This window comes from Streptomyces sp. NPDC018026, from assembly GCF_044327745.1.
Lineage (GTDB): Bacteria > Actinomycetota > Actinomycetes > Streptomycetales > Streptomycetaceae > Streptomyces > Streptomyces rubrogriseus.
In genome coordinates, this window is record NZ_JBIRFY010000002.1 from 628,489 (window position 1) to 652,642 (window position 24,154).

The following is a 24,154-nucleotide window of genomic DNA, read 5'->3' on the forward strand; positions in this document are numbered from 1 at the left end:
CCGACGGGGCCGGTGACCGCTCAAGTACCTACTTCGGAGTGGGTGGTTACCCCGGCGGAAGCGTGCAGGCAGCGGGCAGGGACGGGGTGACGGGTATGGGGAGCGCACGGCGGCCGGGGGCGTACCACTGCGGGGTCGACGCGGCGATCGACGTGATCGGCGGGAAATGGAAGGTACTGATCCTCTGGGCCCTCGGTGAGGGCGTGTACCGCTTCGGCGCGCTGCGCCGCGCGCTGCCGGGCGTCACCGAGAAGGTGCTCGCCGCGCAGCTGCGGGAGCTGGAGGCGGACGGCATCGTGCACCGCGAGGAGTACGGCGAGGTGCCGCCCCGCGTGGAGTACTCGCTGACCGCCCGGGGCGTCGCCCTCAACGAGGCGCTGGTGCCGCTCGGCGCGTGGGGCAGGCAGCACGTGCTGAACGCGTCACCGGCTCCCGGTCAGGTGGGCGAAGACGACCACGTTGCCCTGGTATCCGGTACTGCGTGAGTAGGGGCCGCCGCAGGTGATGACGCGCAGTTCGGGGCGGTCGGCGGCGCCGTAGACCTTCTCGTCGGGGAAGGCGTCGGCAGCGTAGACCTCCACCGCGTCCACGGTGAAGACGGCGACGCCCCCGTCGCGCCGGTCGATCTCGATCGCCGAGCCCTTCTCCAGGGCGCCGAGGCGGTAGAAGACGGCGGGCCCCTCGGCGTTGTCGACGTGCCCGGCGACGATCGCGGTGCCCTTCTCGCCGGGGGTGGTGCCCGCCTCGTACCAGCCGGCGAGGTTCTTCTTCCCGGCGGGCGGCACGTCCAGGCTGCCGGTGCCGGTCAGGCCCAGGCCGGTGAGCGGGGCATCCACGCCGATCGCCGGGATGCGGACGCGGTCCGGCGGGGAGGGCGGCAGCGCCGGTGCGGCGGCGCCCCGGTCGGCCGGCCCGGGCCGCTCGGTGCGGGCCTGCGCGGCCGACGGCTGCGGCGGGGCGTCGGTGCGGGCGCCGCCGAGCAGCAGCCACGCCCCCGAGCAGAGGGCGACGGCGGTGACGGCCGCTATCGCGGTGTCCTTGACCCTGCGCATGACGTCCCCTCTCCCTCGGATCCCTGGGACCCCCGGCCCCCTCCGGGCCGCGAGGGGCGTCGGACCCGGAGGGGGTGGGGAAGTGCGGTACCGGCGGACGGGCAGCGGAGGGTGCCCGTCAGATCCCGTCGCCTCTCGCCCGGCGATGCAGGAGCCAGGTACCGCCCGCGGCGGCGACGGCGAGAGCCGCCACACCGGCCGCGGTCTGCACGGGATCGGGGCCAAGAGCGCCGCCGACCCCCGTCTTCACGCTTCCTCTGGGGTACACCTGCTCGGCGGCCGAGGACAGCGTGACCACCAGGTCGCCCGTCACCCGCCGCTGATCGTCCCCACAGGTCGCGACGATCTCGTACGTCCCCGGCTGCGCGCTCGGCGGCACCTCGAAGCGGCCGGTCGCCTCCCCCTCGCCGGTGCCCGGCGCCAGCGGGAACGCGCCCGCGCCGACCGCGCTCGCGTCACCCGCCGCCGAGCCGCCCTCCCCGCAGGCCGCGGTCGTCACCTCGGCCCGCTCGCCCGGCACGACCGAGGCCGGATACACCGTCAGACCCCCGGTGCCGACGGTCTCCCCGGCGTACACCGGGGCCGCGGTGGTCAGACCGACGGCCGCGGCGGCGAGCGCGGTACCGGTCAGCAGGCGGGCGGTACGTCGCATCGGTGCTCCTTTGAGCTCTTCGGTGGCCCCTGCCCTACCGAGGAAAGGCGCACCGGCCCCGGCCCGCTCCCCGGGCGGGTGTGAACGGGTGACCGGTGCCGCCGAACGGGCCCGGTGGCCCGGGCCGCGGATTGACCTCAAGCAAACTTGAGGTGCCAGGCTCGCCCGCATGACCACAACGACCGCGCCGCTGCGCGTGACCCTGCTCGTCGGCAGCAACCGCCACGGCCGCTTCGGCCCCGTCGTCGCCGACTGGCTCCTGGACCACCTCCGGGCCCACGACGACCTGGTCCCCGAGGTGGTGGACGTCGCCGGGACCGAGCTGCCCACGACCTTCGCCCCGACCCCGGAAGCGACCGCCGCACTGGCGGAGATCACCCCGAAACTGGCGGACTCCGACGCGTTCGTCGTGCTGACCCCCGAGTACAACCACTCCTTCCCGGCGGGTCTGAAGAACGTCATCGACTGGCACTTCACCGAGTGGCGGGCCAAGCCCGTCGGCCTGGTCTCCTACGGCGGTCTGGCCGGCGGCCTGCGGGCCGCCGAGCACCTGCGCCAGGTCTTCGCCGAACTCCACGCCGTCACCGTCCGCGACACCGTCTCCTTCCACAACGCGGACGCGTCCTTCGACGACGAGGGCAGGCTCAGGGACCCGTCCGGTCCGGACGCGGCGGCCAAGACGATGCTCGACCAGCTGGTGTGGTGGGGCCGGGCCCTGCGGGAGGCGAAGGAGAAGCGCCCCTACGACGGCGCGTGAGACGTCACGGAAACACCGCCCGGCTGCCATAGGAGCTTCCTATGGCAGCCGCTGCAATTTCGTCTTTGCCTCCCTTCGATTTCCGGACCTACCGTGTGGGAGTCATCATGCGAAGGCGAAAGGGAAAATGCCATGGCCGTGCAGGAAAACGCGTCGGAGAACAAGGAACTCGTAGGAAAGCGGGCCCTGGTCACCGGCGGCACGCGCGGAATCGGAGCGGCGATCGTCCGCGGGCTCCTGGACGCCGGCGCCGAGGTGGTCACGACCGCCAGGTCGGCGACGGTCCCCGCGCCGGAGGGGGCGCGCTTCGTGCAGGCGGACGTGCGGACCCTCGCCGGGGCACAGGCGCTCGCCGGGGCCGCGCGCGAGGCGCTGGGCGGGGTGGACATCCTGGTCCACAACGCGGGCGGGGCACGGCCCCACAAGGACGGCCTGGTCATCCCCGACGAGGAGTGGCTGGACACCCTGCACCTCAACCTCCTCGCCTCGGTCCGGCTGAACTCGCTGCTGGTACCGGGCATGCGGGAACGGCGCTCGGGGGCGATCGTGCACATCTCCTCCGCCGCGGTAGCTCCCCCCGCACCCCCGTTCCTGCACTACCAGGCGGCGAAGGCGGCGCTGGACAACTACAGCGCCGGGCTGGCCGCGACGCTGGCCCCCTCCGGCGTCCGGGTCAACACCGTCAGTCCCGGCCGGACCTCCACCCCCGGCGGAGAGGAGACCCGGGAGCACTGGGCGCGCCTCGACGCCGGACCGGCCCCGAGCGGCACCGCCCCGCTGGGGCGCGACGGCCTGCCCGACGACATCGCCCACGCGGTGCTGTTCCTGGTGTCCGACCGCGCGGGCTGGGTGACCGGAACCAGCCTCGCGGTGGACGGCGGGGAATATCCCAGGGGCTGACCTCCAAAGGGGTGGAGCCGGAAAGTGCAGCTGAAAAAAGTGAAGCTGGAAATCCTGCGGAAAAGGGATTCGGAAATGGGTCAGTACAGCAACAGGAATGCCGTGATCACGGGTGGCGGCAGCGGCATGGGTCTCGCGATGGCGGAACTGCTGGTGGCCGACGGCGCCCGGGTGGTGATCACCGGTCGTTCGCAGACCACGCTCGACGCCGCGCGGGAGCGGCTCGGCGAGAACGCGGTGGCCGTCCGGGGCGACGTGGCCTCATTGCCGGACCTGGACGCCCTCACCGACCGGGTGAAGGCCGAACTGGGCACGGTCGACGCTCTGTTCGTCAACGCGGGCATCGCGACCCTCACGCCGCTCGACTCGACGACCGAGGAGGCGTACGACGAGCTGTTCGCGATCAACGTCAAGGGCGCCTGGTTCACCGTGCAGAAGCTCGCCCCGCTGCTGAACACGGGCGCCGGTGTCGTCCTCACCACCTCGGTCGCCAATGTCGTCGGCCTGGCGGACACCAGCGTCTACGCGGCCGGGAAGGCGGCGCTGCGCTCGATGGCCCGCAGCTTCTCCCGCGAGCTGCTGCCCCGCGGCATCCGGGTCAACGCGGTCAGTCCGGGCCCCGTCGACACCGGGGCCCTGGACGCGGCGATGACCGCCGAGGAGGCCGAGCGGTTCAAGGCGGAACGGGTCGCGGACAACCCCATGCGGCGCTTCGGCACCCCCGAGGAGATCGCCCGGGCCGCCGCCTTCCTCGCCTTCGACGCCACCTACACGACCGGCGCCGAGCTGGCCGTGGACGGCGGTGCCACCCAGCTCTGAGTGAACCGGTACCAGGTCTCCTGGCGCAGGAACTCCAGCAGCGCCGTCTCCGCCGGGCCCGCGCCGGGCCGGACCGCGGCGACCACGGGCTGGGACACGGCCGGGGACACCGGGCGCACCAGGTGCTCGTGACCGGGGGGCACCGCGGAGGCCGGGACGAAGGTCACCCCGAGGCCGTGGGCGGCCCAGCGCACGGCCGTCGCCGTCTGGGAGACCCGGGCGACGGTGGTCGGGGCCAGCCCGTTCTCCCGCAGCACGTCCACCAGGACGCCGTCGAGCGCGCTGGCCGGGTCGAACCGCACCCACGGCTCCCGCTCCAGGTCCCGCAGCGCGACCCGGTCCGCGGCGAGCTGCGGGTGCCCGGCCGCCAGCACCACGACGAACTCCTCGTCGCCGAGGTGGTGGCCGTCGTACAGGCCCTCGTTGCACGGTCCGGCCATGATGGCGAGGTCCAGCACGCCGCCGCGGGCCAGCCGCTCCAGCTCGGTCGGGTTCGGCTCCTCGAAGACGGTGACCTCCAGGCGCGGGAAGCGGCGGCGCAGCGCGCTCAGGGCGCCCGGCAGCTGCCGCGTGCCCAGGCCCATCTGCACCGCGACCACCAGCTCGCCCGCCAGCTCCTCGGAGCCGGCCCGCGCCGTCGCCCGCGCCCGGCGCGCCGCGTTCACCGCGATCTCCGCGTCCCGCAGGAAGGCGCGACCGGCCACGGTGGGCACCAGACCGGTCGGGGTGCGGGAGAACAGCTCCACACCGAGGTCCCGCTCCAGACCGCGGATCTGCTGGGACACCGAGGGCTGGGCGACGCGCAGCGCCTCGGCCGCGGCCGTCACCGAGCCCTCCTCGGCGACGGCCAGGGCGTACTCGAACTGCCGCAGGCTCATCGGCTCCCGTCCCGTCGTTCGTGCTCTCGTCGCAAGCGTAAGTGAGCGCGGGCGGGACGGGCGCCGGACGACCGAAGATCAGTCGGGGTCAGTCGACGTACACCGCGCTCCAGGCCGCGCCGACCGCGGCGTACTCGGCGCTGTCGGTGCCGTACAGGTCACCGGCCGCGCTCAGGGTGGCGGCGCGGGCGCCCGCGTAGTCGGTGGACGAGGTCATGTACACCGTCAGCGCCCGGTACCAGATGTCGCCCAGCTTGTCCCGGCCGATGCCGGAGACCGTGGACCCGTCGCAGGTCGGGGAGTCGTACGCCACGCCGCCCACGGTCCGCGCACCGCTGCCCTCGGCCAGCAGATAGGCGAAGTGGTTGGCGACGCCGGAGGAGTAGTGGACGTCCAGGTCGCCCAGCGAGGTGCTCCAGCAGTCGGCCGAGCTGCCGTCCCGGCTCGGCCGGTCCAGGTAGCGCAGGGCGTCCCGGCCGAAGCCGTCCCGGACCACTTTCTCGCCGATTCTGTAGTCCCCGGGGTCGGCGGAGTTGTCCGCGTGCCACTCCACGAGCGTGCCGAAGATGTCCGAGGTCGCCTCGTTCAGGCCGCCGGACTCGCCCGAGTACGTCAGCGCCGCCGTCTTGGACGTCACCCCGTGCGACATCTCGTGCCCGGCGACGTCCAGCGAGACCAGCGGCCCGAAGGTCGTCCCGTCACCGTCGCCGTACGTCATGCAGAAGCAACCGTCGTCCCAGAAGGCGTTGTTGTACTTGGTGCCGTAGTGCACGCGGTTGTACGAACCCTTGCCGTCGCCCGCGATGCCGCTGCGCCCGTGCATGTCCTCGTAGTAGTCCCAGGTGGCGTCCGTACCGTACTGCGCGTCCACCGCGGCCGAGGCGCGGTCGTCCGCGGTCCCCGTGCCCCAGTGGTTGTCGGCGTCGGTGAACGGCGTCGCGGGCGCCCGCACCAGGCAGACGGTGAGGAGGCACAGGTCGGTCCGGTTCTCCGCGTCACCCGTGTACGTGCCGCCGCGCGTCGGGTCCTGGAGCCGGTACGACGACCCGGACGGCGTCGTCTCCAGCGGCACCGTGCCCCCGTACAGCGACTTCCCGTCGCCGGACGCCGACTCGACGGTGTCCCAGGCGTCGATGCGGGCGCCCGTGCCCGCGTCGGTCAGCACGGTGCGCGCGACCGGGTTGCCGAGGGAGTCCAGCGCCGCCGCGTCGGTCCGCCAGGCCAGCCTCGGGGTGCCGTGCAGGGCGTCGACGACCAGCTCGGGCCGGGCGGTGAGCTTCTTGAGCAGCTCGCCCGGATTGGCCGCGCGCAACGCGTTCGAGGCCAGGTCGGCGGCCTTCGGTGCCGACAGCTTCGGCGTGACGGTGGGCAGGGAGAGCGGGGTGTCCGTCGCGCGGTCGGCGCCGCGGAAGCCGCCGTCGGGGGCGAGGTGGACGACGAAGTCGCCGCCCAGGACGGGAAGTTCGCGGTAGGTGCGGTCGTAGCGGACGTGCTGGGTGCCGTCCTCGTCGACGATGACGTCGCGGACCTCGGTGTCCTGATCGTCCGTCAGGCCCAGGGCGGCGGCGTGCTCCGACAGGGCGGCCGCGGCGTGGTCGAGGGCGGTGGCGCGGGCGGGTCGGCCGGCCGCCGCGGCGCCGGGGGCGAGGGCTGCGATCAGCAGGGTCGCGGTGGTGGCGGCGGTACCGGCCAGGGCGAGACGGGAACCCCTGACGTGCCGTATTCGGCTCATCGATCTCCTCGGGACGGGCGCGCTCTCGGCGCGCCTGCGGGCGCTGGTGCTGACTCGGATTCAAGGATCCGGGACATGACATGTCCATAGCGCTCACGTGGAGATCATGAGAGGAGAGGATGACGCCGCTAGGGCGTCACCGTTTCCACCCGCACCGCGCACACCTTGAACTCCGGCATCCGCGAGGCCGGGTCCAGGGCCGGGTTGGTCAGGGTGTTGGCGCGGCCCTCGCCGGGCCAGTGGAAGGGCATGAACACGGTGTCGGGCCGGATGCCGGTGGTGATGCGGGCCGGTGCCACCGCCCGCCCCCGCCGGGACACGACCGCCAGCGGGTCGCCCTCGGCCGCCCCCAGCCGTGCCGCCAGCCGCGGGTGCAGCTCCACGAACGGGCCGGGCGCGGCGGCGTTCAGCTCGGCCACCCGCCGGGTCTGCGCCCCGGACTGGTACTGCGACACGACCCGCCCGGTGGTCAGCAGCACGGGGTACTCGTCGTCCGGCTCCTCGGCGCTCGGCCGGTGCGTGACGGGCGCGAAGCGGGCCCGCCCGTCGGCGGTGGCGAAGCGGTCGAGGAAGAGGCGCGGGGTACCGGGGTGGGGCGCGGCGCGGAGGCCGGTACCGGCACCGGTGTTGGTGTTGGTGTTGGTGTTGGTGTCGGCAGTGTGCGTGCCGTCGGCCGCCGGTTGTGCCGGGCAGGGCCAGAAGACGCCGTTCTCCTCCGCCAGCCGCCGGTAGCCGATCCCGGAGTAGTCCGCCGGGCCGCCCGCGCTCGCCCGCCGCAGCTCCTCGAAGACCTCCTCGGGATCGGTCGGGAACCCCTTCTCCACGCCGAGCCGCCCGGCCAGCCCGTGCAGCACCTCCAGATCGCCGCGCACCCCGTCCGGCGGCGTGATCGCGCGCCGCCGCAGCAGCACCCGCCCCTCCAGGCTTGTCGTGGTACCCGTCTCCTCCGCCCACTGGGTCACCGGCAGTACGACGTCCGCGAGTTCCGCCGTCTCGGAGAGCACCACGTCGCACACCGCCAGGAAGTCCAGCGACCGCAGCCGCTCCTCGACGTGCGCGGCCCGGGGCGCGGACACGACCGGGTTGGACCCCATCACCAGCAGCGACCTGACGTCCGTCCCCAGCGCGTCCAGCAGCTCGTACGCGCTGCGCCCCGGCCCCGGCAGCGCGTCGGGGTCCACGCCCCACACCTCGGCCACGTGCCGCCGGGCCGCCGGGTCGGTCAGCTTGCGGTAGCCCGGCAACTGGTCGGCCTTCTGCCCGTGTTCGCGCCCGCCCTGCCCGTTGCCCTGCCCGGTCAGGCAGCCGTACCCGGACAGAGGCCGCCCGGCCCGCCCGGTCGCCAGGCACAGGTTGATCCACGCGCCCACCGTGTCCGTGCCCTTGGCCTGCTGCTCGGGTCCGCGCGCGGTGAGCACCATCGCCGCCTCGGGCGCACAGAACAGCCGTACCGCCTCCCGGAGTTCGGGGACGGACACCCCCGTGATCCGCTCCACGTACTCCGGCCAGTGCGCCATCGCCGCCGCCCGCGCCTCCTCCCAGCCGGACGTGCGCTCCTCGACGTACGCCTCGTCGACCCGGCCCTCGGCGACCACCAGGTGCAGCATGCCCAGCGCGAGGGCGAGGTCGGTCCCGGGCCGGGGCGCGAGGTGCAGGTCGGCCTGCTCGGCGGTCTTCGTCCGGCGCGGGTCGACGACGATCAGGGTGCCGCCGTTCTCCCGCAGCTCGGTGAAGTAGCGCAGCGAGGGCGGCATCGTCTCCGCCGGATTCGACCCCACGAGGATCACGCACCCGGTCCTCGGGACGTCCTCCAGCGGGAACGGCAGCCCCCGGTCGAGCCCGAAGGCCAGCGTCCCGGCCGCCGCGGCCGACGACATGCAGAACCGCCCGTTGTAGTCGATCTGCGAGGTGCCCAGCACGACCCGGGCGAACTTGCCCAGCGCGTACGCCTTCTCGTTGGTCAGCCCGCCGCCGCCGAACACCCCGAGCGCGTCCGCGCCGTACCGCGCCCGCGTGCGCTCCAGGTTCCCGGCGATCCGGTCCAGCGCCTCGTCCCAGCCGGCCGGCACCAGCGCGCCGTCGCCCGACCGCACCAGCGGCGAGGTCAGCCGTGCCCCCGGCGCCAGCACCGCCGCCGCCGTACGCCCCTTGCCGCACAGCGCGCCCCGGTTCACCGGGAAGTCCGTCCGCTCGGACACCTCGACGGTCCCGCCCTCGACGGGCGTCAGATTCATCCCGCACTGCAGGGCGCAGTACGGGCAGTGCGTGGGGGTGGTGATGGCGGGGTTGCGCGTGCCGGTGTTCTGCATGCCGCCCAGCCTGCGGCTGCCGTGTTACGCGACCGGGCGGCGCCCTGTTACACGGCGGGGACGGCGACCTCCCCGCCCCCGCCGGGCCGCGGTGAGGGAGGCGTCATCCGGCGTCGGCCAGGGCCCGCGCCACCCCCGGCTCCCTCGGCCCGAGGAAGTGCGGATCCGGCTCGAACACCGCGTCCAGCGCCGCCTTGCCCGCCGCGAGGATCTCCCGGGCGCCCCCGTAGTACCAGGTCACGTCGTGCTCGTCGTCGACCCCGACGCCGTACGACGCCACCCCCGCCTCCTGGCACAGCGCGACCGCCCGGCGGATGTGGAAGCCCTGGCTGATCAGCACCGCCCGGTCGACGCCGAAGATCTTCTTCGCCCGGACGCAGGAGTCCCAGGTGTCGAACCCCGCGTAGTCGCTCACGATCCGCCCGTCGGGCACCCCGTGCCGGACCAGGTAGGCGCGCATGGCGTCGGGCTCGTCGTACTCCTCGCGGCTGTTGTCCCCGGTCACCAGCACCACCTCGATCCGCCCCGCCCGGTACAGCCGCGCCGCCGCGTCCAGCCGGTGCGCGAGGTACGGCGACGGCTCCCCGTCCCACAGCCCGGCCCCGAAGACGACCGCGACCTCGGTGCGCGGCACGTCGGCGGCGGTGCGCAGCCGGTCGTCGGTGACCAGGTGCAGCCACGCGCTCGGCAGCAGCGCCAGCACGCACCCGGCCATCACGGCCCGCACCAGCCGCCGCCGCCCCTTGAGGGTGCGCGGCAGGCGCGGTCTGCGAAGTCTCGGGCGGCGCATCTCGGACGGTCCCTCCCCGGTCGGTTCCTGCCACCAGGGACGCCCGGGGAGTCCGTCCGGTTCGCCGACCGCTCACACGGACGGTCCGGCGCCGTGTGAACCGACGGAAAATCCCCGTGACACCCACGCAACGGGGAGGCAATATCCGGCCGCCACCCTCGGAGCATGACGGCGACGACAGTGGCGACGACAGCGACGAGCAGCAGGACCGCAGCGGCCACCGGCGGCACCCCCGCCCTGGTCGTCGTCGCCCACGGCAGCCGCGACCCGCGCGCGCTGAGCACCGTACGGGCCCTCCTCGACCGGGTCCGCGCCCTGCGCCCCGCCCTGCCGGTGCACCTCGGCCACGTCGAGCTGAACGAGCCCCTGCTCCCGGACACCCTCACCGCCCTCGGCGACGGGGCGGCGGTCCTCGTCCCGCTCCTGCTCAGCCGCGGCCACCACGTCAAACGGGACATCCCCGACATGGCCGCCGCCTCCCCGGCCCGCACCCGCGTGGCCGCCCCGCTCGGCCCGCACCCCCTCCTGGTGAACGCCCTGCACGCCCGCCTCACCGAGGCCGGCTGGCCCACCCACCCGGGCCCGGACCACGCCGTCGTCCTCGCCTCGGCGGGCTCCCGGGACCCGGAGTCCCGGGCCGACACCGCCCGCACCGCGGACGCCCTCGCCGCCCGCCTCGGCGTCCCGGTTGTCCCGGCGTACGCCTCGGCGGCGACCCCGACGGTCCCGGAGGCGGTACGCGCCTTGACTGCCCGGGGCCACCGCCGGGTGGCCGTCGCCTCCTGCTTCACGGCCCCGGGCCGCTTCGCGACCGAGTGCACGGCAGCGGCCCCGTGGATCGCCTCCGCCCCCCTGGGCACCCACCCGTCGATGGCCCGCCTGCTGCTCCACCGCTACGACGAAACGCTGATGAAGGACGGCGCCATGAAACGCCGGGCACTGGCAACCCCCTAGGGGCGCGGGGAACCGCGCGACAAGCCACGACGCAAGCCGCACTCGCCCGACAACCGCATCCGGCAGACGAGTAGGCCCCCCACCTGTCACACCTTCCGCATACTGTTCACGACATGGAAGGCACCGCACCCCCCGCCCCGTACGACCCCACGTCAGTGGCCCGCTACGCCCCCGAGCCCGACAAACGCCCCGGTCGCACCGCCTTCCAGCGCGACCGCGCCCGCATCCTGCACTCCGCCGCGCTGCGCCGCCTCGCCGGGAAGACGCAGGTCGTCGCGCCGGGGGAGGGCAGCCCCCTCTGGGACGCCAGCCCCCGTACCCGCCTCACGCACTCCCTGGAGTGCGCCCAGGTCGGCCGGGAGCTGGGCGCCGCCCTCGGGTGCGACCCGGACCTGGTAGAGGCGGCCTGCCTCGCGCACGACCTGGGCCACCCGCCCTTCGGGCACAACGGGGAACAGGCGCTCAACGCCTTCGCCGAGGACTGCGGCGGCTTCGAGGGCAACGCCCAGTCGCTCAGGCTCCTCACCCGCATCGAGCCCAAGCGGTTCACCGAGGACGGCTCCGTCGGGCTCAACCTCACCCGCGCCACCCTCGACGCCGCCACCAAGTACCCGTGGCCCCGCGGCGCCCACCCCGCCGCCCCCACCTCGCCCAAGTTCGGGGTGTACGACGACGACCGGCCCGTCTTCGAGTGGCTCCGCGAGGACGCCCCCGGCGCCCGCACCTGCTTCGAGGCCCAGGTCATGGACTGGGCCGACGACGTGGCGTACTCCGTGCACGACGTCGAGGACGGCCTGCACGCCGGTCACATCGACCCGAACTGCCTGCTCGCCGACCCCGAGCGCGAGGCCGTGTTCGAAGTCGCCGTCGGACGGTACGTGCCCGCCGGCACCGACCACGCCGAACTCGCCGCCGCCCTCGACCGCCTCCTCGCCCAGGACTGGTGGCCGCACGGATACGACGGCTCGGCGGCCGCCCAGGCGCGGCTGAAGGACGCCACCAGCCAGCTCATCGGCCGTTTCTGCCTGGCCGCCGAGGCCGCAACCCGGGCCGCGTACGGGGGCGGCCGGCTCACCCGCTACACCGCCGAACTGGTCGTGCCCCGCGAGACCCGCATGGAGTGCGCCGTCCTCAAGGCGGTCGCCGTCCGCTACGTCATGCAGCGCACCGAGCAGGAGCGGCTCCGCGCCGACCAGCGGATCGTGGTCGCCGAGCTGGCCGAGGCGCTCACCGCCCGCGCGCCGGACGGGCTCGACCCCCAGTTCCGCGCGCTGTTCGACGCGGCCGCCGACGACCGGGCCCGCAAACGGGTGGTCGTCGACCAGATCGCCTCCCTCACCGACGCCTCGGCCCGTTCGCTTCACGCCCGCCTGACGGGGCATCCATGAGACTGGCGGCGGGACAGGCATGGCACAGGCATGGCCCGGATCGCGGCATTCCGTGGCCTGATCGGGGCACTGCCCCTTCCCGCACCACGCCACGTGCGGGACGCTCGCATGTGGCGGCACCCTGACGAGGAGGCAAACAAGTGGTCGACGCGGATCAGACATTCGTCATCGTCGGAGGCGGCCTGGCGGGCGCGAAAGCGGCCGAGACGCTCCGCACGGAGGGTTTCACCGGCCGGGTGATCCTCGTCTGCGACGAACGCGACCACCCCTACGAGCGCCCGCCGCTGTCCAAGGGCTACCTCCTGGGCAAGGAGGAGCGCGACAGCGTCTTCGTGCACGAGCCCGCCTGGTACGCGCGGCACGACATCGAGCTGCACCTCGGCCAGACCGTCGTCGCGATCGACCGCGCCGCCAAGACCGTCCACTACGGCGACGACGGCACCCATGTCAGGTACGACAAGCTGCTCATCGCCACCGGCGCCGAGCCCCGTCGCCTGGACGTCCCCGGCACCGGCCTCGTGGGCGTCCACCACCTGCGCCGCCTGGCCCACGCCGAGCGCCTCAAGGGCGTCCTCGCCTCCCTCGGCCGGGACAACGGGCACCTGGTGATCGCCGGTGCGGGCTGGATCGGCCTGGAGATCGCGGCCGCGGCCCGCGAGTACGGGGCGGAGGTCACCGTCATCGAGCCCGCCCCGACCCCGCTGCACGGCGTCCTCGGTCCCGAGCTGGGCGCCGTCTTCGCCGAGCTGCACGAGTCGCGCGGCGTCCGCTTCCGCTTCGGCGTGAAGCTGACCGAGATCGTCGGCCAGGACGGTGTGGTGCTGGCCGCCCGCACCGACGACGGCGAGGAACACCCCGCGCACGACGTACTCGCCGCGATCGGCGCCGCCCCGCGCACCGCGCTCGCCCAGGCCGCCGGGCTGGAGATCGCCGACCGCGCGCACGGCGGCGGCATCGTCGTCGACGACCACCTGCGCACCTCCGACCCCGACGTCTACGCCGCCGGTGACGTCGCCTCCTTCCACCACGCCCTGTTCGACACCAGCCTGCGCGTGGAGCACTGGGCCAACGCCCTGAACGGCGGTCCGGCCGCCGCCCGCGCGATGCTCGGCAAGGGCCTCGCCCACGACCGCGTGCCCTACTTCTTCACCGACCAGTACGACCTGGGCATGGAGTACTCCGGCTGGGCGCCGGCCGGGTCCTACGACCAGGTGGTGATCCGCGGGGACGCGGCGAAGCGCGAGTTCATCGCCTTCTGGGTGAAGGAGGGCCGGGTGCTGGCCGGGATGAACGTCAACGTGTGGGACGTCACGGAGCCGATCCAGCAGCTGATCCGCTCGAAGTCCCAGGTGGACACGGAGGCCCTGGCGAATCCGCACGTATCCCTCGAAAGCCTCGTCGCCTAGCTGTCAGTCCGCCCCCGTAGACTTCACGCGTGGCAGGACGGATCAACGACGAGGACGTGAAGGCGGTACGGGACGCGGTCCCGATCGACGCCGTCGTCTCGGAGTACCTCCAGCTGCGAGGCGCGGGCGGCGGCAACCTGAAGGGGCTGTGCCCGTTCCACGACGAGAAGTCGCCGTCCTTCCAGGTCAGTCCGAGCAAGGGGTTCTTCCACTGCTTCGGCTGCCAGGAGGGCGGCGACACCATCACGTTCGTGATGAAGATCGACCACCTCACCTTCTCGGAGGCGGTCGAGCGCCTGGCCGGCCAGGCCGGCATCACCCTGCGCTACGAGGAGGGCGGGTACAACCCCTCCCACCAGCGCGGTGAGCGCATCCGCCTGGTCGAGGCCCACAAGATCGCCGCCCAGTGGTACGCGGAGCAGCTCGCCACCGGCCCCGAGGCGGACACCGGCCGCGCCTTCCTCGCCGAGCGCGGCTTCGACCAGGCCGCCGCCGAGCACTTCGGCGTCGGCTACAGCCCCCAGGGCTGGGACCACCTCACCCGCTTCCTGCGCGGCAAGGGCTTCAGCGACAAGGAGCTGCTGCTCTCCGGCCTGTCCCAGGAGGGCCGCCGCGGCCCCATCGACCGCTTCCGCGGCCGGCTGATGTGGCCCATCCGCGACATCGGCGGCGACGTCGTCGGCTTTGGCGCCCGCAAGCTCTACGAGGCGGACAACGGCCCGAAGTACCTGAACACCCCCGAGACCGCGATCTACAAGAAGTCCCAGGTCCTCTACGGCATCGACCTCGCCAAGAAGGACATCGCGAAGGCGTCCCGCGCCGTCGTCGTCGAGGGCTACACGGACGTCATGGCCTGCCACCTCGCCGGTGTGACGACGGCCATCGCCACCTGCGGCACCGCCTTCGGCGGCGACCACATCAAGATCCTGCGCCGGCTGCTGATGGACAACGGCTCGGCCCGCGTCATCTTCACCTTCGACGGCGACGCGGCCGGACAGAAGGCGGCCCTGCGCGCCTTCGAGGACGACCAGAAGTTCGCCGCCGAGACCTACATCGCCATCGCCCCCGACGGCATGGACCCCTGCGACCTGCGCCTGGCCAAGGGCGACGACGCCGTCGCCGACCTGGCCGAGCCGCGCACCCCGCTCTTCGAGTTCGCGCTGCGCCAGATCGTCGCCCGCTACGACCTGGACACCCCCGCCGGTCGCGCCGCCGCCCTGGACGAGGCCGCGCCGGTCGTCGCCCGGATCAAGAACAGCGGCGCCCAGCACGAGGTCGCCGTGCAGCTCGCCGGCATGCTCGGCATCCTCGACACCCAGTTCGTGGTCAAGCGGATCGCCCAGCTGGCCCGCTGGGCCCGCGACCGCGGCGGCAAGGGCCCCGCCCCCGACCAGCGGCAGCGCGGCGGCGGCCCGCAGCAGCAGGGCGGACCCATGGCGGCCACCCCCCGGGGCCCGGCCCTCAACCTTCGCAACCCGGTCTTCGCCACCGAACGCGAGCTGCTCAAGCTCGCCCTCCAGCGCCCCGAGCTGGTCTCCCCGGCCTTCGACGCGTACGGCGTCGACGAGTTCACCGCCCCGCCCTACGCCGCCGTACGCGAGGCGATCATGGAAGCGGGCGGCGCCGAGTTCGGCGTCCCGGACCCGCAGGACTACCTGGTCCGGGTCCGCGAGGCCGCCCCCGACGACGCCGTCCGCGCCATGGTCACCGAACTCGCGGTCGAGGCGATCATGCTGCACCGCGGCGTGAAGGGCGTCGACGAGGTCTACGCGGGCGCCCAGCTGGTCACCGTCCGCCGCCGCGCCGTCGAGCGCCGCATCCGCGACATCACCGGCCGCCTCACCCGCCTGTCCGGCCACGGCGACCCCGCCGAACTGGCCGCCGTGCAGAACGAGCTGTGGATCCTCCAGCAGTACGACCAGAACCTGCGCGAACACGGCGCCGCCGCGCTCTAGACCCCCGGTAACACCCGCGGGTAACCGTGCGGTCACGCCCCGGACGCAAAAAGTCACCGCACGCCCCTCGTGGCGGCGATGTGTCGTACCCCACACTGGGGGGCGGTACCTGAGTGCACGCGTGCGAGGCGGACAGCGGCGAGCGAGCCGGCTCCGCCCCCCGACGTACCGCCGCCGGTCCCCGCCGGCCGCGTCCATCCTGGAGGTCGCCCCCGTGCAGACCCAGACCCTCACCCAGACCGACACCGGTGCCGGCGGCGCGGAGCCGGACGCGGAGCGCGGTGTGCTCCTCGCGATGCCCGCGCAGCCCGGCGCCGGAGCGGCCCTGCCCCACCCCGGCGCCCCCGCGGACGTGCCCGAGCACCCGGAACCGCCGCCGCCCACCCGTACCGAGTCCGGCGGGCCCTCCTCCGACCTGTTCCGGCAGTACCTGCGCGAGATCGGCCGGATCCCGCTGCTGTCCGCGGCCGAGGAGGTCGACCTCGCCCGGCGGGTGGAGGCCGGACTGTTCGCCGAGGAGAAGCTGCGGCGGACCCCCGACCTGGACAGCCGCCTCGCCCTCGACCTCGACCGGCTCGTCGTCATGGGCCGCCTCGCCAAGCGCCGCCTGATCGAGGCCAACCTGCGGCTCGTGGTGTCGGTCGCCAAGCGGTACGTGGGGCGTGGCCTGACCATGCTGGACCTGGTCCAGGAGGGGAACCTCGGCCTGATCCGCGCCGTCGAGAAGTTCGACTACGCCCGCGGCTACAAGTTCTCCACCTACGCCACCTGGTGGATCCGCCAGGCCATGTCCCGCGCCCTGGCCGACCAGGCCCGCACCATCCGCGTCCCCGTCCACGTCGTGGAGCTGATCAACCGGGTCGTCCGCGTCCAGCGCCGGATGCTCCAGGAACGCGGCTACGAACCGACCCCGCAGGAGGTCGCCGCCCACCTGGACCTGGCGCCCGAACGCGTCGGCGAGGTGCTGCGCCTGGCGCAGGAGCCGGTGTCGTTGCACGCCCCGGTCGGCGAGGAGGAGGACGTCGCCCTCGGCGACCTCATCGAGGACGGCGACGCCGCCAGCCCCGTCGAGTCGGCCGCGTTCCTGCTGCTGCGCCAGCACCTGGAGGCGGTGCTCTCCACCCTCGGCGAACGCGAACGCAAGGTCGTCCAGCTCCGCTACGGCCTGGCCGACGGCCGCCCCCGCACCCTGGAGGAGATAGGCCGCCTCTTCGGCGTCACCCGCGAACGCATCCGCCAGATCGAATCCAAAACCCTCAACAAACTCCGCGACCACGCGTACGCGGACCAGCTGAGGGGCTATTTGGACTGAGGCGCGAGGTGCGCCGTCGCGCCGCAGCCGCGGGCAATCGTGCCGCAGGGCGGCACGGGTGGGCGCGGCACCCCGACGCCGGGCAACGGCCTAACCCACCTCAGCCACAGCCTCCGCGAACTGAGCCTTGTACAGCCGCGCGTACGCACCATCCGCCGCGAGCAACTCGGAGTGCGCCCCCTGCTCCACGATCGCCCCGTCCTCCATCACCAAAATCGTGTCCGCGTCCCGGATCGTCGACAGCCGGTGCGCGATCACGAACGACGTCCGCCCGTGCGCCAGCTTCGCCATCGCCTTCTGGATCAGCACCTCCGTCCGCGTGTCCACGGACGAGGTCGCCTCGTCGAGCACCAGGATCACCGGGTCGGACAGGAACGCCCGCGCGATGGTGATCAGCTGCTTCTCACCCGCGCTCACCCCCGTGCCCTCGTCGTCGATCACCGTGTCGTAGCCGTCCGGCAGCGTCCGTACGAACCGGTCGGCGTGCGCGGCCCGCGCGGCCTCCTCGATCTCCCCGCGGGTGACCTCCCGCGAGGCCCCGTAGGCGATGTTCTCCGCGATGGTGCCGCCGAACAGCCAGGTGTCCTGGAGCACCATGCCGATGCCGGCCCGCAGCTCGTCCCGGGACATCTTCGCGACGTCCACGCCGTCCAGGGTGATCCGGCCGCCGGACACCTCGTAGAACCGCATCAGCAGGTTGACCAGGGTCGTCTTGCCCGCCCCGGTCGGGCCGACGATGGCGACCGTGTGGCCCGGCTCCACCTTCAGCGACAGGTCCTCGATCAGCGGCTTCTCGGGGTCGTAGCGGAAGGACACGTGGTCCAGCTCCACCCGCCCGCGCAGGTCCTCGGGCCGGGCGCCCGGGATCGGGTCCGCCGACTGCTCCTCGGCGTCCAGCAGCTCGAAGACCCGCTCCGCCGACGCCACGCCCGACTGCACCAGGTTCGCCATCGACGCGACCTGCGTCAGCGGCATCGAGAACTGCCGGGAGTACTGGATGAAGGCCTGCACGTCGCCGATGGACAGCTGGCCGGAGGCCACCCGCAGCCCGCCGACCACCGCGACCAGCACGTAGTTCAGGTTGGACACGCACATCATCAGCGGCTGCATGATCCCGCTGTTGAACTGCGCCTTGAACCCGGCCTCGTACAGCGCGTCGTTCTGCTCGGCGAACTGCTTCGCCGACTCCTCCTGGCGCCCGAACACCTTCACCAGCGCGTGCCCGGTGTACATCTCCTCGATGTGCGCGTTCAGCTGCCCCGTCGAGCGCCACTGCTGCACGAACTGCGGCTGCGACCGCTTGCCCACCCGGGTGGCCACCACGAACGACAGCGGCACCGTCACCAGGGCGACCAGCGCCAGGATCCAGGAGACGTAGAACATCATCGCCAGCACGCCGATGATGGTGAGCAGCGAGTTGATCAGCTGGCCCATCGACTGCTGGAGCGTCTGCCCGATGTTGTCGATGTCGTTGGTGGCGCGGCTGAGCACCTCGCCGCGCTGGCGCTTGTCGAAGTACGACAGCGGCAGCCGGGACAGCTTGGTCTGGACGTCCTCGCGCAGCCGGAACATCGTCCGGTTCACCGCCCGGTTCACCAGCCGGGTGGCCACCGCCATCAGCAGTCCCGCCACCGCGAACGTCGCCAGCGCGAGCAGCAGCACCTCGCCGACCGCGCCGAAGTCGATGCCCTGGCCCGGGGTGAAGTCCGTGCTGCGGAGCATGTCGGCGACGTTGCCGTCCCCGTGCTCGCGCATGTTGTCCAGGACCTGCTCCTTCGTGGCCCCGGACGGCATGTCCCGGCCGACGATGCCCGCGAAGACCAGGTCGGTGGCCCGGCCGAGGATCTTCGGCCCGACCACGTTGAGGCCGACGCTGACGACGACGCACGCCAGCAGCGTGAACAGCGTCGCCCGCTCCGGCCGGAACTGGGACACGAGCCGTTTGCTCGACCCCTTGAAGTCCATCGATCGCTGGTCGGGGCCGCCCCCGGCCATCATGCGACCCGCAGGCCCGGCCATCAGGCAGCCTCCGCTTCCGTCAGCTGGGAGAGCACGATCTCCCGGTAGGTCTCGTTGTCCGCCATCAGCTCGTGGTGCCGGCCCACGCCGACCACCCGCCCCTCGTCCAGCACGACAATCCGGTCCGCGTCCCGGATGGTCGCCACCCGCTGCGCCACGATCACCACGGTCGCCTCGGCGGTCTCCCGGGCCAGCTCGGCCCGCAGCGCCGCGTCGGTGGCGTAGTCGAGGGCGGAGAAGGAGTCGTCGAAGAGGTAGATCTCCGGGCGCTGGACCAGCGTCCGTGCGATCGCGAGGCGCTGGCGCTGACCGCCCGACACATTGGTGCCGCCCTGTGCGATCGGCGCGTCGAGCCCGCCCTCCAGCTCGGAGACGAACTCCTTGGCCTGCGCCACCGCCAGCGCGTGCCACAGCTCCTCGTCGGTGGCGTCCGGATTGCCGTAGCGCAGATTGGTCGCGACGGTGCCGGCGAAGAGGTACGGCTTCTGCGGCACCAGGCTCACCACCTTGGCCAGCGTCTTCGGGTCCACGGTGCGCACGTCCACCCCGTCGACCAGGACCTCGCCGTCGGTCGCGTCGAAGAGGCGGGGGACCAGACCCAGCAGCGTCGACTTGCCGCTGCCGGTCGAGCCGATGACGGCGGTCGTCTCGCCCGGCTTGGCCACCAGGGCGATGTTCCTGAGCACCGGCTCCTCGGCACCGGGGTAGCGGAAGCCCGCCTCCCGGATCTCCAGGTGCCCGTGCCGGCGCAGCTCGGTGACCGGGGCCACCGGCGGCACCACGCTGCTCTCGGTCTCCAGGACCTCCTGGATGCGCTCGGCGCACACCTCCGCGCGCGGCACCATCATGAACATGAAGGTGGCCATCATCACGGACATGACGATCTGCATCAGGTAGGCGAGGAACGCCGTCAGGTCGCCGATCTGCATCCCGCCGCTGTCGATCCGGTGGGCGCCGAACCACACCACCGCGATCGACGACAGGTTCACCACCGTCATGACCACCGGGAACATCAGCGCGAGCAGGTTGCCGGTGCCGAGGGCCACCTCGGTCAGCTCGGTGTTGGCCTTCCGGAAGCGCTGCTGCTCGTACTCGTCGCGCACGAAGGCGCGGATGACGCGGTTGCCGGTGATCTGCTCGCGCAGCACCCGGTTCACCGTGTCGAGGCGCACCTGCATCTTCCGGAACAGCGGGCGCAGCCTGCGCACAATCAGCGTGACGCAGATCGCCAGCACCGGCACGACTCCGAGCAGTACGCCGGACAGCGGCACGTCCAGGCCGAGCGCCATCACGATGCCGCCCACGCACATGATCGGCGCCGACACCATCAGCGTGAACGTCATCAGGGCCAGCATCTGGACCTGCTGCACGTCGTTGGTGGTCCGGGTGATCAGCGAGGGCGCGCCGAAGTGGCCCACCTCGCGCGCAGAGAAGGACTGCACCCGGTCGAAGACGGCACCGCGCACGTCGCGGCCGAGGGCGGCCGCGGTGCGCGCCCCGTAGAAGACCGCACCGATGTTGCAGACCACCTGGGCCAGCGAGATGCCGATCATCAGGGCGCCGTAGCTCAGGATGTAGCCCGAGTCACCCTTCACGACGCCGTCGTCGATGATGTCCGCGTTCAGGGTCGGCAGGTAGAGGGAGGCACAGGTCTGCAGGAACTGCAGCGCCACCAGCAGGGCGATGGGTTTCTTGTAGGGCCTGAGATAGGTCCGCAGTAGTCGTATGAGCACACTGAGTCTCTCGGAGTCGGCGACAGGGGCCGCGGTTGGTTGCCCCTGGCCCCTATCGTCGGACACTCCACCCGCGTTACCTCAACCGATTAACCCAAGAGCGCGGCAAATTCCGGCCTACGAGCGGTAAGCCCCGGCGTCAGAGCGCGCCCGGGTGCGTCTGCTCGCGCACCGACACGAACTGCTGGCGCACCGCCTGCCCCACCGCCAGCTCCGCGCCCGGCTCCAGCACCTGCGCCACCGCGCCCTGCCAGACCGGGGGAGTGCGCGGGTCGAGGGTGCCCTGGGAGACGCCCAGTGCCCAGGCCGCCTGCCGGGCCGAGCCGATCGCCGCGTAGTCCGCGGGCTGCGGTACGACGACCTGCGTCCCGAACAGCGCGGGCGCCGCCGCCTGCACGGCCGGCAGCTCGGCCGCCGCACCCAGCAGGAACACCCGCCGCACGTCCACGCCCCGGCCGCGCAGCACGTCCAGGGCGTCGGCGAGACCGCACAGCATGCCCTCGAACGCGGCCCGGGCCAGGTGCTCGGGCCGCATCGACTCGCGCCTGAGCCCGGCCAGCGTGCCGGCCGTGTGCGGCAGGTTCGGTGTCCGCTCGCCCTCCAGGTAGGGGAGCAGCACCAGCCCGTGCGCGCCGGGCGTCGACTTCATCGCCAGCTCGGACAGGCCCTCCAGGTCCCCCGTGCCGAGCAGTTCGGCGGTACCGCGCAGGACCCGGACCGCGTTCAGCGTGGTGACGACCGGCAGGTGCATGCCGGTGGCGTCCGCGAGAGCGGTGATCATCCCGGACTGGTCGACGAGCGGCTCGGTGTGCACGGCCATCACGGACCCGGAGGCGCCGAGCGACACCACCGCGTCCCCCAGCCCGATCCCGAGCCCGAAGGCGGCGGCCTGGGTCTCCCCGGTCCCGGCGGAGATCAGCAGCCCCTCCGGCGTCGTACCGGCCGCGTCGGCCGGGCCGATCACCTCCGGCAGGATCGCCTGGTGCCCGAGCGCCAGCTCGACCAGGTCGGGCCGGTATCCGCCGGTCGCCGCCGACCAGTACCCGGTGCCCGACGCCCCGCCCCGGTCCGTGGTCCGCCGGACCGGCCGCCCGAGCAGCTGCCACACCAGCCAGTCGTGGGCCTGGAGCAGTACGGCGGTCCGCGCGGCGGCCTCCGGCTCGCTCCGGGCCAGCCAGCGCAGCTTCGTCACCGGCTGCCCGGTCTGCGGCACCGAACCCACGGCCTGCGCCCACGCCTCACGCCCGCCGAGCGCGTCGATCAGGTCGGCCGCCGCGACCTGGGAGCGCTTGTCACCGCCGACCATGGCCGGGCGCACGGTGTTGCCCTGCGCGTCCAGCGGCACGACCGAGTTGGCCTGCGCCGACACGCCGATGGCCTGCACGCCCTCCAGGAGCCCGCCGCCCGCCGCCTCCCCGAGGGACAGCAGCCAGGCCTGCGGATCGACGTCCGCGGGCCGGCCCCCGCCCTCGGGGCTCTCCAGCGGGTGCGGCGCGTAGCCCTGGCGCAGCACGGCACCCGTGTCCGAATCGCAGACGACGATACGAGTGAAATCGGGCGAACTGTCCAACCCGGCGACTATCCCCATACCCGAAATTCTGCCGCACCGGCCGAGGTCCCCGTACCGGGACCTCAGGTGTTGCTGGTGCCCCAGTCGTCGGGACCGCTGCCGTTGCTGCCGCGCTCCCGCAGCGAGCGGACCCGGTGGGCCACCGAGTCGGGCATCCGGTCACCGACCTTGTCACTCACCACGTGGTACGCCCTGTCGGCGAAGTGCCTGCCCTGCTGGGCGGCGGACTCCGCGGTGTTGCGCACGGCCGGGTTCTGCGCGACCTGCTGCGCGGACTTCCGCAACTGCTCGTAACGCTCCCGCCCGGCCTTCGTGCCGAGCACGTAACCCACCGCTAGTCCGACGACGAACGTGAGCCGGTAACGCATGGCGGCCACCCTTCCCTTCACTGGCTCCGGGGGTGCTGGCGAGTACCGATTGGCGGAGCACCCCCCTGCTTGCGCTAATGTATGTGTCGCAGCGAGCGCGCGCCCCCTGGCGGATACCCAGGCAGACGCGTTCGATGCGACACCGACATTCCTCGGTAGCTCAATTGGCAGAGCAGCCGGCTGTTAACCGGCAGGTTACTGGTTCGAGTCCAGTCCGGGGAGCTCGGTCCTCCGTAGCTCAATTGGCAGAGCAGCCGGCTGTTAACCGGCAGGTTACTGGTTCGAGTCCAGTCGGGGGAGCACCGTGAACGAGGACCCTCCGGGGTCCTTTTTCATGTGCCCTCGAGACTGCCTTCGAGACCCGGGAACCACGCGGCACGCTGCGGAGTCTTCAAGGTCATGAGGGCAGCCGTGGAAGCCGACCATCCGAGGCAGGAGATCGTATGAGCGGCTATGCTGCGGCAGACGGCGCGCACACATGTACGCGACACGCCGCTATGGGGCGGTAGCTCAGCCGGTTAGAGCAGCGGACTCATAATCCGTCGGCCGTGGGTTCGAGTCCCACCCGCCCCACTCGTACGTCTTGCCGCAGGAACGTTCTCACCTGCGGTGCAGGCTGAAACCTCCTCGGTGGGAGAGCCCTCTCGCACGGGTAAAGATCATCTGCTCGCTCGATGCTTGCTCGAAGGGTCCGGCAGGACCGCCGTGGCAACTCGGGTGCTTCCCCAGCCGACGGCGCCAGGAATCGACGAAGGGGCCCAAAGAAGCGCCCCTCTCTCGTGACTGAGGTATCAGCGCTCGGCCGGCCGTGCGTGGTGCTGTGGCTCGCGCCGGAGGTCGTCCCGCCACCCACAAGTACGGCGAAGGGGCCCGCAGCCCCCTCTGCGACTTCTGCGACGCCAACGTCGTGGCGAGGTGGAGGCGCGAAGCGGGCAGGGCGGCTGGTCTCGGCCCTTAGGGAAGCCGGTCAGCGCTTCGTTTCGCCCAGGGCTGTGCGGAGCCAGTCGAGGGAACCGGACTCCAGGACGGCGTCGGCGAGTGCCTGGCCGCTCTTGGTGACGATCCGACCGCGGCTGTTGTCGATCCACCGTTGCGCGTTCTCGTATCCCTGGGCTCGGTATTCGATGCCCTGGATCATGCACTCCAGCTTGTCGGCGTCCCTGGCACACACCGCCTCCGGGGACTCGCGCGCCTCGTACTCGCCGATCAGGTCGGTCACGGACTGCGCCAGCGCCTCGGGCATGCCGGCTACCTGATCGGAGGCGATCGCGCGCGGGTCGGCTTCGCCATCGGTGTACCTCTTACCGAGGTGGTTGACGTCCCCGGTCCGGGTCTCGCCTGTGTCGTGCCAGACGGCGAGGAACGCGGCCCGCGCCGGGTCGGCGCCCTCCAGCTTCGCGATGACGGACGCGATCAGGCTGGTACGCCACGAGTGCTCGGCCACCGACTCCGGGTCCCGGACGCCCGCCATCCACCAGCCGGTGCGCTTCGTCTGCTTGAGCGTCCCCGCCTCGTACAGGAAGTTCGCCACCGCGGAAAGGTCGTCTGACACTTCGGGCT

20 protein-coding genes and 3 tRNA genes are annotated in these 24,154 nt (G+C 72.7%); 12 read left to right on the forward strand and 11 right to left on the reverse strand.

Features of this window, described 5'->3' with window-relative positions:
- The first annotated feature begins 95 nt into the window (after positions 1-95).
- The gene (locus tag ACH4D3_RS08405; RefSeq protein WP_398318009.1) at positions 96-485 is read left to right on the forward strand and encodes a winged helix-turn-helix transcriptional regulator; all 390 of its coding nucleotides are present in this window, start codon (positions 96-98) and stop codon (positions 483-485) included.
- On the opposite strand, the gene ACH4D3_RS08410 is transcribed toward ACH4D3_RS08405, so the two are convergent.
- Positions 423-1,052, reverse strand: coding sequence for a class F sortase (locus ACH4D3_RS08410; RefSeq protein ID WP_398318012.1), 630 nt, complete (start codon positions 1,050-1,052; stop codon positions 423-425). The genes ACH4D3_RS08405 and ACH4D3_RS08410 overlap by 63 nt on opposite strands.
- A 118-nt stretch (positions 1,053-1,170) precedes the next feature.
- Positions 1,171-1,704 (reverse strand): hypothetical protein, encoded by a 534-nt coding sequence (locus ACH4D3_RS08415; RefSeq protein ID WP_398318015.1) that lies wholly within the window; start codon positions 1,702-1,704, stop codon positions 1,171-1,173.
- 169 nt (positions 1,705-1,873) lie between these two features.
- Here ACH4D3_RS08415 and ACH4D3_RS08420 point away from each other — a divergent pair, with 169 nt between their 5' ends.
- The 3 genes from ACH4D3_RS08420 to ACH4D3_RS08430 all read left to right on the forward strand — a co-directional run bounded on the left by ACH4D3_RS08420 (position 1,874) and on the right by ACH4D3_RS08430 (position 4,180).
- The gene (locus ACH4D3_RS08420; RefSeq protein ID WP_398318018.1) at positions 1,874-2,461 is read left to right on the forward strand and encodes an NADPH-dependent FMN reductase; all 588 of its coding nucleotides are present in this window, start codon (positions 1,874-1,876) and stop codon (positions 2,459-2,461) included.
- 132 nt (positions 2,462-2,593) lie between these two features.
- Complete coding sequence (locus ACH4D3_RS08425; RefSeq protein ID WP_398318021.1) at positions 2,594-3,361, forward strand: SDR family oxidoreductase; 768 nt, start codon at positions 2,594-2,596, stop codon at positions 3,359-3,361.
- Between the two features lie 75 nt (positions 3,362-3,436).
- Entirely contained in the window at positions 3,437-4,180 is a 744-nt protein-coding gene (locus tag ACH4D3_RS08430) for an SDR family oxidoreductase (protein ID WP_398318024.1), read from the forward strand.
- Here the strand turns inward: ACH4D3_RS08430 and ACH4D3_RS08435 are convergent.
- From ACH4D3_RS08435 to ACH4D3_RS08450, 4 genes are all read right to left on the reverse strand, one after another.
- Positions 4,129-5,058, reverse strand: coding sequence for a LysR family transcriptional regulator (locus tag ACH4D3_RS08435; protein ID WP_398318027.1), 930 nt, complete (start codon positions 5,056-5,058; stop codon positions 4,129-4,131). The genes ACH4D3_RS08430 and ACH4D3_RS08435 overlap by 52 nt on opposite strands.
- A gap of 88 nt (positions 5,059-5,146) precedes the next feature.
- Complete coding sequence (locus ACH4D3_RS08440; protein WP_398318030.1) at positions 5,147-6,790, reverse strand: M4 family metallopeptidase; 1,644 nt, start codon at positions 6,788-6,790, stop codon at positions 5,147-5,149.
- Between the two features lie 128 nt (positions 6,791-6,918).
- Positions 6,919-9,099: a molybdopterin oxidoreductase family protein gene (locus ACH4D3_RS08445; protein WP_398318032.1), complete on the reverse strand. Its 2,181-nt coding sequence runs from the start codon at positions 9,097-9,099 to the stop codon at positions 6,919-6,921.
- Between the two features lie 103 nt (positions 9,100-9,202).
- Complete coding sequence (locus ACH4D3_RS08450; protein WP_398318035.1) at positions 9,203-9,889, reverse strand: vancomycin high temperature exclusion protein; 687 nt, start codon at positions 9,887-9,889, stop codon at positions 9,203-9,205.
- Positions 9,890-10,054: 165 nt separating this feature from the next.
- Here ACH4D3_RS08450 and ACH4D3_RS08455 point away from each other — a divergent pair, with 165 nt between their 5' ends.
- The 5 genes from ACH4D3_RS08455 to ACH4D3_RS08475 all read left to right on the forward strand — a co-directional run bounded on the left by ACH4D3_RS08455 (position 10,055) and on the right by ACH4D3_RS08475 (position 16,904).
- A complete protein-coding gene (locus ACH4D3_RS08455) occupies positions 10,055-10,843 on the forward strand; it encodes a sirohydrochlorin chelatase (protein WP_398318038.1) in 789 nt (262 codons plus the stop codon).
- A 113-nt stretch (positions 10,844-10,956) separates the two neighbouring features.
- Positions 10,957-12,231, forward strand: a complete 1,275-nt coding sequence (locus tag ACH4D3_RS08460) for a deoxyguanosinetriphosphate triphosphohydrolase (RefSeq protein WP_398318041.1) — start codon at positions 10,957-10,959, stop codon at positions 12,229-12,231.
- Positions 12,232-12,371: 140 nt separating this feature from the next.
- A complete protein-coding gene (locus tag ACH4D3_RS08465) occupies positions 12,372-13,637 on the forward strand; it encodes an NAD(P)/FAD-dependent oxidoreductase (RefSeq protein ID WP_398318044.1) in 1,266 nt (421 codons plus the stop codon).
- Between the two features lie 29 nt (positions 13,638-13,666).
- The gene (gene dnaG, locus ACH4D3_RS08470; RefSeq protein ID WP_398318047.1) at positions 13,667-15,592 is read left to right on the forward strand and encodes a DNA primase; all 1,926 of its coding nucleotides are present in this window, start codon (positions 13,667-13,669) and stop codon (positions 15,590-15,592) included.
- 121 nt (positions 15,593-15,713) lie between these two features.
- The gene (locus tag ACH4D3_RS08475; protein WP_398318050.1) at positions 15,714-16,904 is read left to right on the forward strand and encodes an RNA polymerase sigma factor; all 1,191 of its coding nucleotides are present in this window, start codon (positions 15,714-15,716) and stop codon (positions 16,902-16,904) included.
- A 90-nt stretch (positions 16,905-16,994) separates the two neighbouring features.
- On the opposite strand, the gene ACH4D3_RS08480 is transcribed toward ACH4D3_RS08475, so the two are convergent.
- From ACH4D3_RS08480 to ACH4D3_RS08495, 4 genes are all read right to left on the reverse strand, one after another.
- A complete protein-coding gene (locus tag ACH4D3_RS08480; RefSeq protein WP_398318053.1) occupies positions 16,995-18,923 on the reverse strand; it encodes an ABC transporter ATP-binding protein in 1,929 nt (642 codons plus the stop codon).
- Entirely contained in the window at positions 18,923-20,656 is a 1,734-nt protein-coding gene (locus ACH4D3_RS08485; RefSeq protein ID WP_398318056.1) for an ABC transporter ATP-binding protein, read from the reverse strand. Before ACH4D3_RS08485 ends, ACH4D3_RS08480 begins: the two co-directional genes overlap by 1 nt.
- A gap of 139 nt (positions 20,657-20,795) precedes the next feature.
- A complete protein-coding gene (locus ACH4D3_RS08490; protein ID WP_398318059.1) occupies positions 20,796-22,244 on the reverse strand; it encodes an FGGY-family carbohydrate kinase in 1,449 nt (482 codons plus the stop codon).
- Positions 22,245-22,288: 44 nt separating this feature from the next.
- The gene (locus ACH4D3_RS08495; RefSeq protein WP_393636358.1) at positions 22,289-22,594 is read right to left on the reverse strand and encodes a YtxH domain-containing protein; all 306 of its coding nucleotides are present in this window, start codon (positions 22,592-22,594) and stop codon (positions 22,289-22,291) included.
- Positions 22,595-22,743: 149 nt separating this feature from the next.
- Here ACH4D3_RS08495 and ACH4D3_RS08500 point away from each other — a divergent pair.
- From ACH4D3_RS08500 to ACH4D3_RS08510, 3 genes are all read left to right on the forward strand, one after another.
- Positions 22,744-22,816, forward strand: a tRNA-Asn gene (locus tag ACH4D3_RS08500).
- 5 nt (positions 22,817-22,821) lie between these two features.
- A tRNA-Asn gene (locus ACH4D3_RS08505) sits at positions 22,822-22,894 on the forward strand.
- 199 nt (positions 22,895-23,093) lie between these two features.
- Positions 23,094-23,167: transfer RNA gene (locus tag ACH4D3_RS08510), tRNA-Ile, on the forward strand.
- A gap of 394 nt (positions 23,168-23,561) precedes the next feature.
- On the opposite strand, the gene ACH4D3_RS08515 is transcribed toward ACH4D3_RS08510, so the two are convergent.
- Positions 23,562-24,146 carry an HD family hydrolase gene (locus ACH4D3_RS08515; protein ID WP_398318062.1) on the reverse strand — a complete coding sequence of 195 codons (585 nt, stop codon included), beginning with the start codon at positions 24,144-24,146 and terminating at the stop codon, positions 23,562-23,564.
- Positions 24,147-24,154: the final 8 nt, after the last annotated feature.

What these genes read in the sequence shown, in the direction of transcription:
- ACH4D3_RS08420 (WP_398318018.1), top strand. Translation starts at nt 1,874, where the DNA reads ATGACCACAACGACCGCGCCGCTGCGCGTGACCCTGCTCGTCGGCAGC.
- ACH4D3_RS08450 (WP_398318035.1), bottom strand. Translation starts at nt 9,889, where the DNA reads ATGCGCCGCCCGAGACTTCGCAGACCGCGCCTGCCGCGCACCCTCAAG.
- ACH4D3_RS08410 (WP_398318012.1), bottom strand. Translation starts at nt 1,052, where the DNA reads ATGCGCAGGGTCAAGGACACCGCGATAGCGGCCGTCACCGCCGTCGCC.
- ACH4D3_RS08490 (WP_398318059.1), bottom strand. Translation starts at nt 22,244, where the DNA reads ATGGGGATAGTCGCCGGGTTGGACAGTTCGCCCGATTTCACTCGTATC.
- ACH4D3_RS08425 (WP_398318021.1), top strand. Translation starts at nt 2,594, where the DNA reads ATGGCCGTGCAGGAAAACGCGTCGGAGAACAAGGAACTCGTAGGAAAG.
- ACH4D3_RS08440 (WP_398318030.1), bottom strand. Translation starts at nt 6,790, where the DNA reads ATGAGCCGAATACGGCACGTCAGGGGTTCCCGTCTCGCCCTGGCCGGT.
- ACH4D3_RS08430 (WP_398318024.1), top strand. Translation starts at nt 3,437, where the DNA reads ATGGGTCAGTACAGCAACAGGAATGCCGTGATCACGGGTGGCGGCAGC.
- ACH4D3_RS08480 (WP_398318053.1), bottom strand. Translation starts at nt 18,923, where the DNA reads ATGGCCGGGCCTGCGGGTCGCATGATGGCCGGGGGCGGCCCCGACCAG.
- ACH4D3_RS08460 (WP_398318041.1), top strand. Translation starts at nt 10,957, where the DNA reads ATGGAAGGCACCGCACCCCCCGCCCCGTACGACCCCACGTCAGTGGCC.
- ACH4D3_RS08455 (WP_398318038.1), top strand. Translation starts at nt 10,055, where the DNA reads ATGACGGCGACGACAGTGGCGACGACAGCGACGAGCAGCAGGACCGCA.
- ACH4D3_RS08435 (WP_398318027.1), bottom strand. Translation starts at nt 5,058, where the DNA reads ATGAGCCTGCGGCAGTTCGAGTACGCCCTGGCCGTCGCCGAGGAGGGC.
- ACH4D3_RS08415 (WP_398318015.1), bottom strand. Translation starts at nt 1,704, where the DNA reads ATGCGACGTACCGCCCGCCTGCTGACCGGTACCGCGCTCGCCGCCGCG.
- ACH4D3_RS08405 (WP_398318009.1), top strand. Translation starts at nt 96, where the DNA reads ATGGGGAGCGCACGGCGGCCGGGGGCGTACCACTGCGGGGTCGACGCG.
- ACH4D3_RS08445 (WP_398318032.1), bottom strand. Translation starts at nt 9,099, where the DNA reads ATGCAGAACACCGGCACGCGCAACCCCGCCATCACCACCCCCACGCAC.
- ACH4D3_RS08495 (WP_393636358.1), bottom strand. Translation starts at nt 22,594, where the DNA reads ATGCGTTACCGGCTCACGTTCGTCGTCGGACTAGCGGTGGGTTACGTG.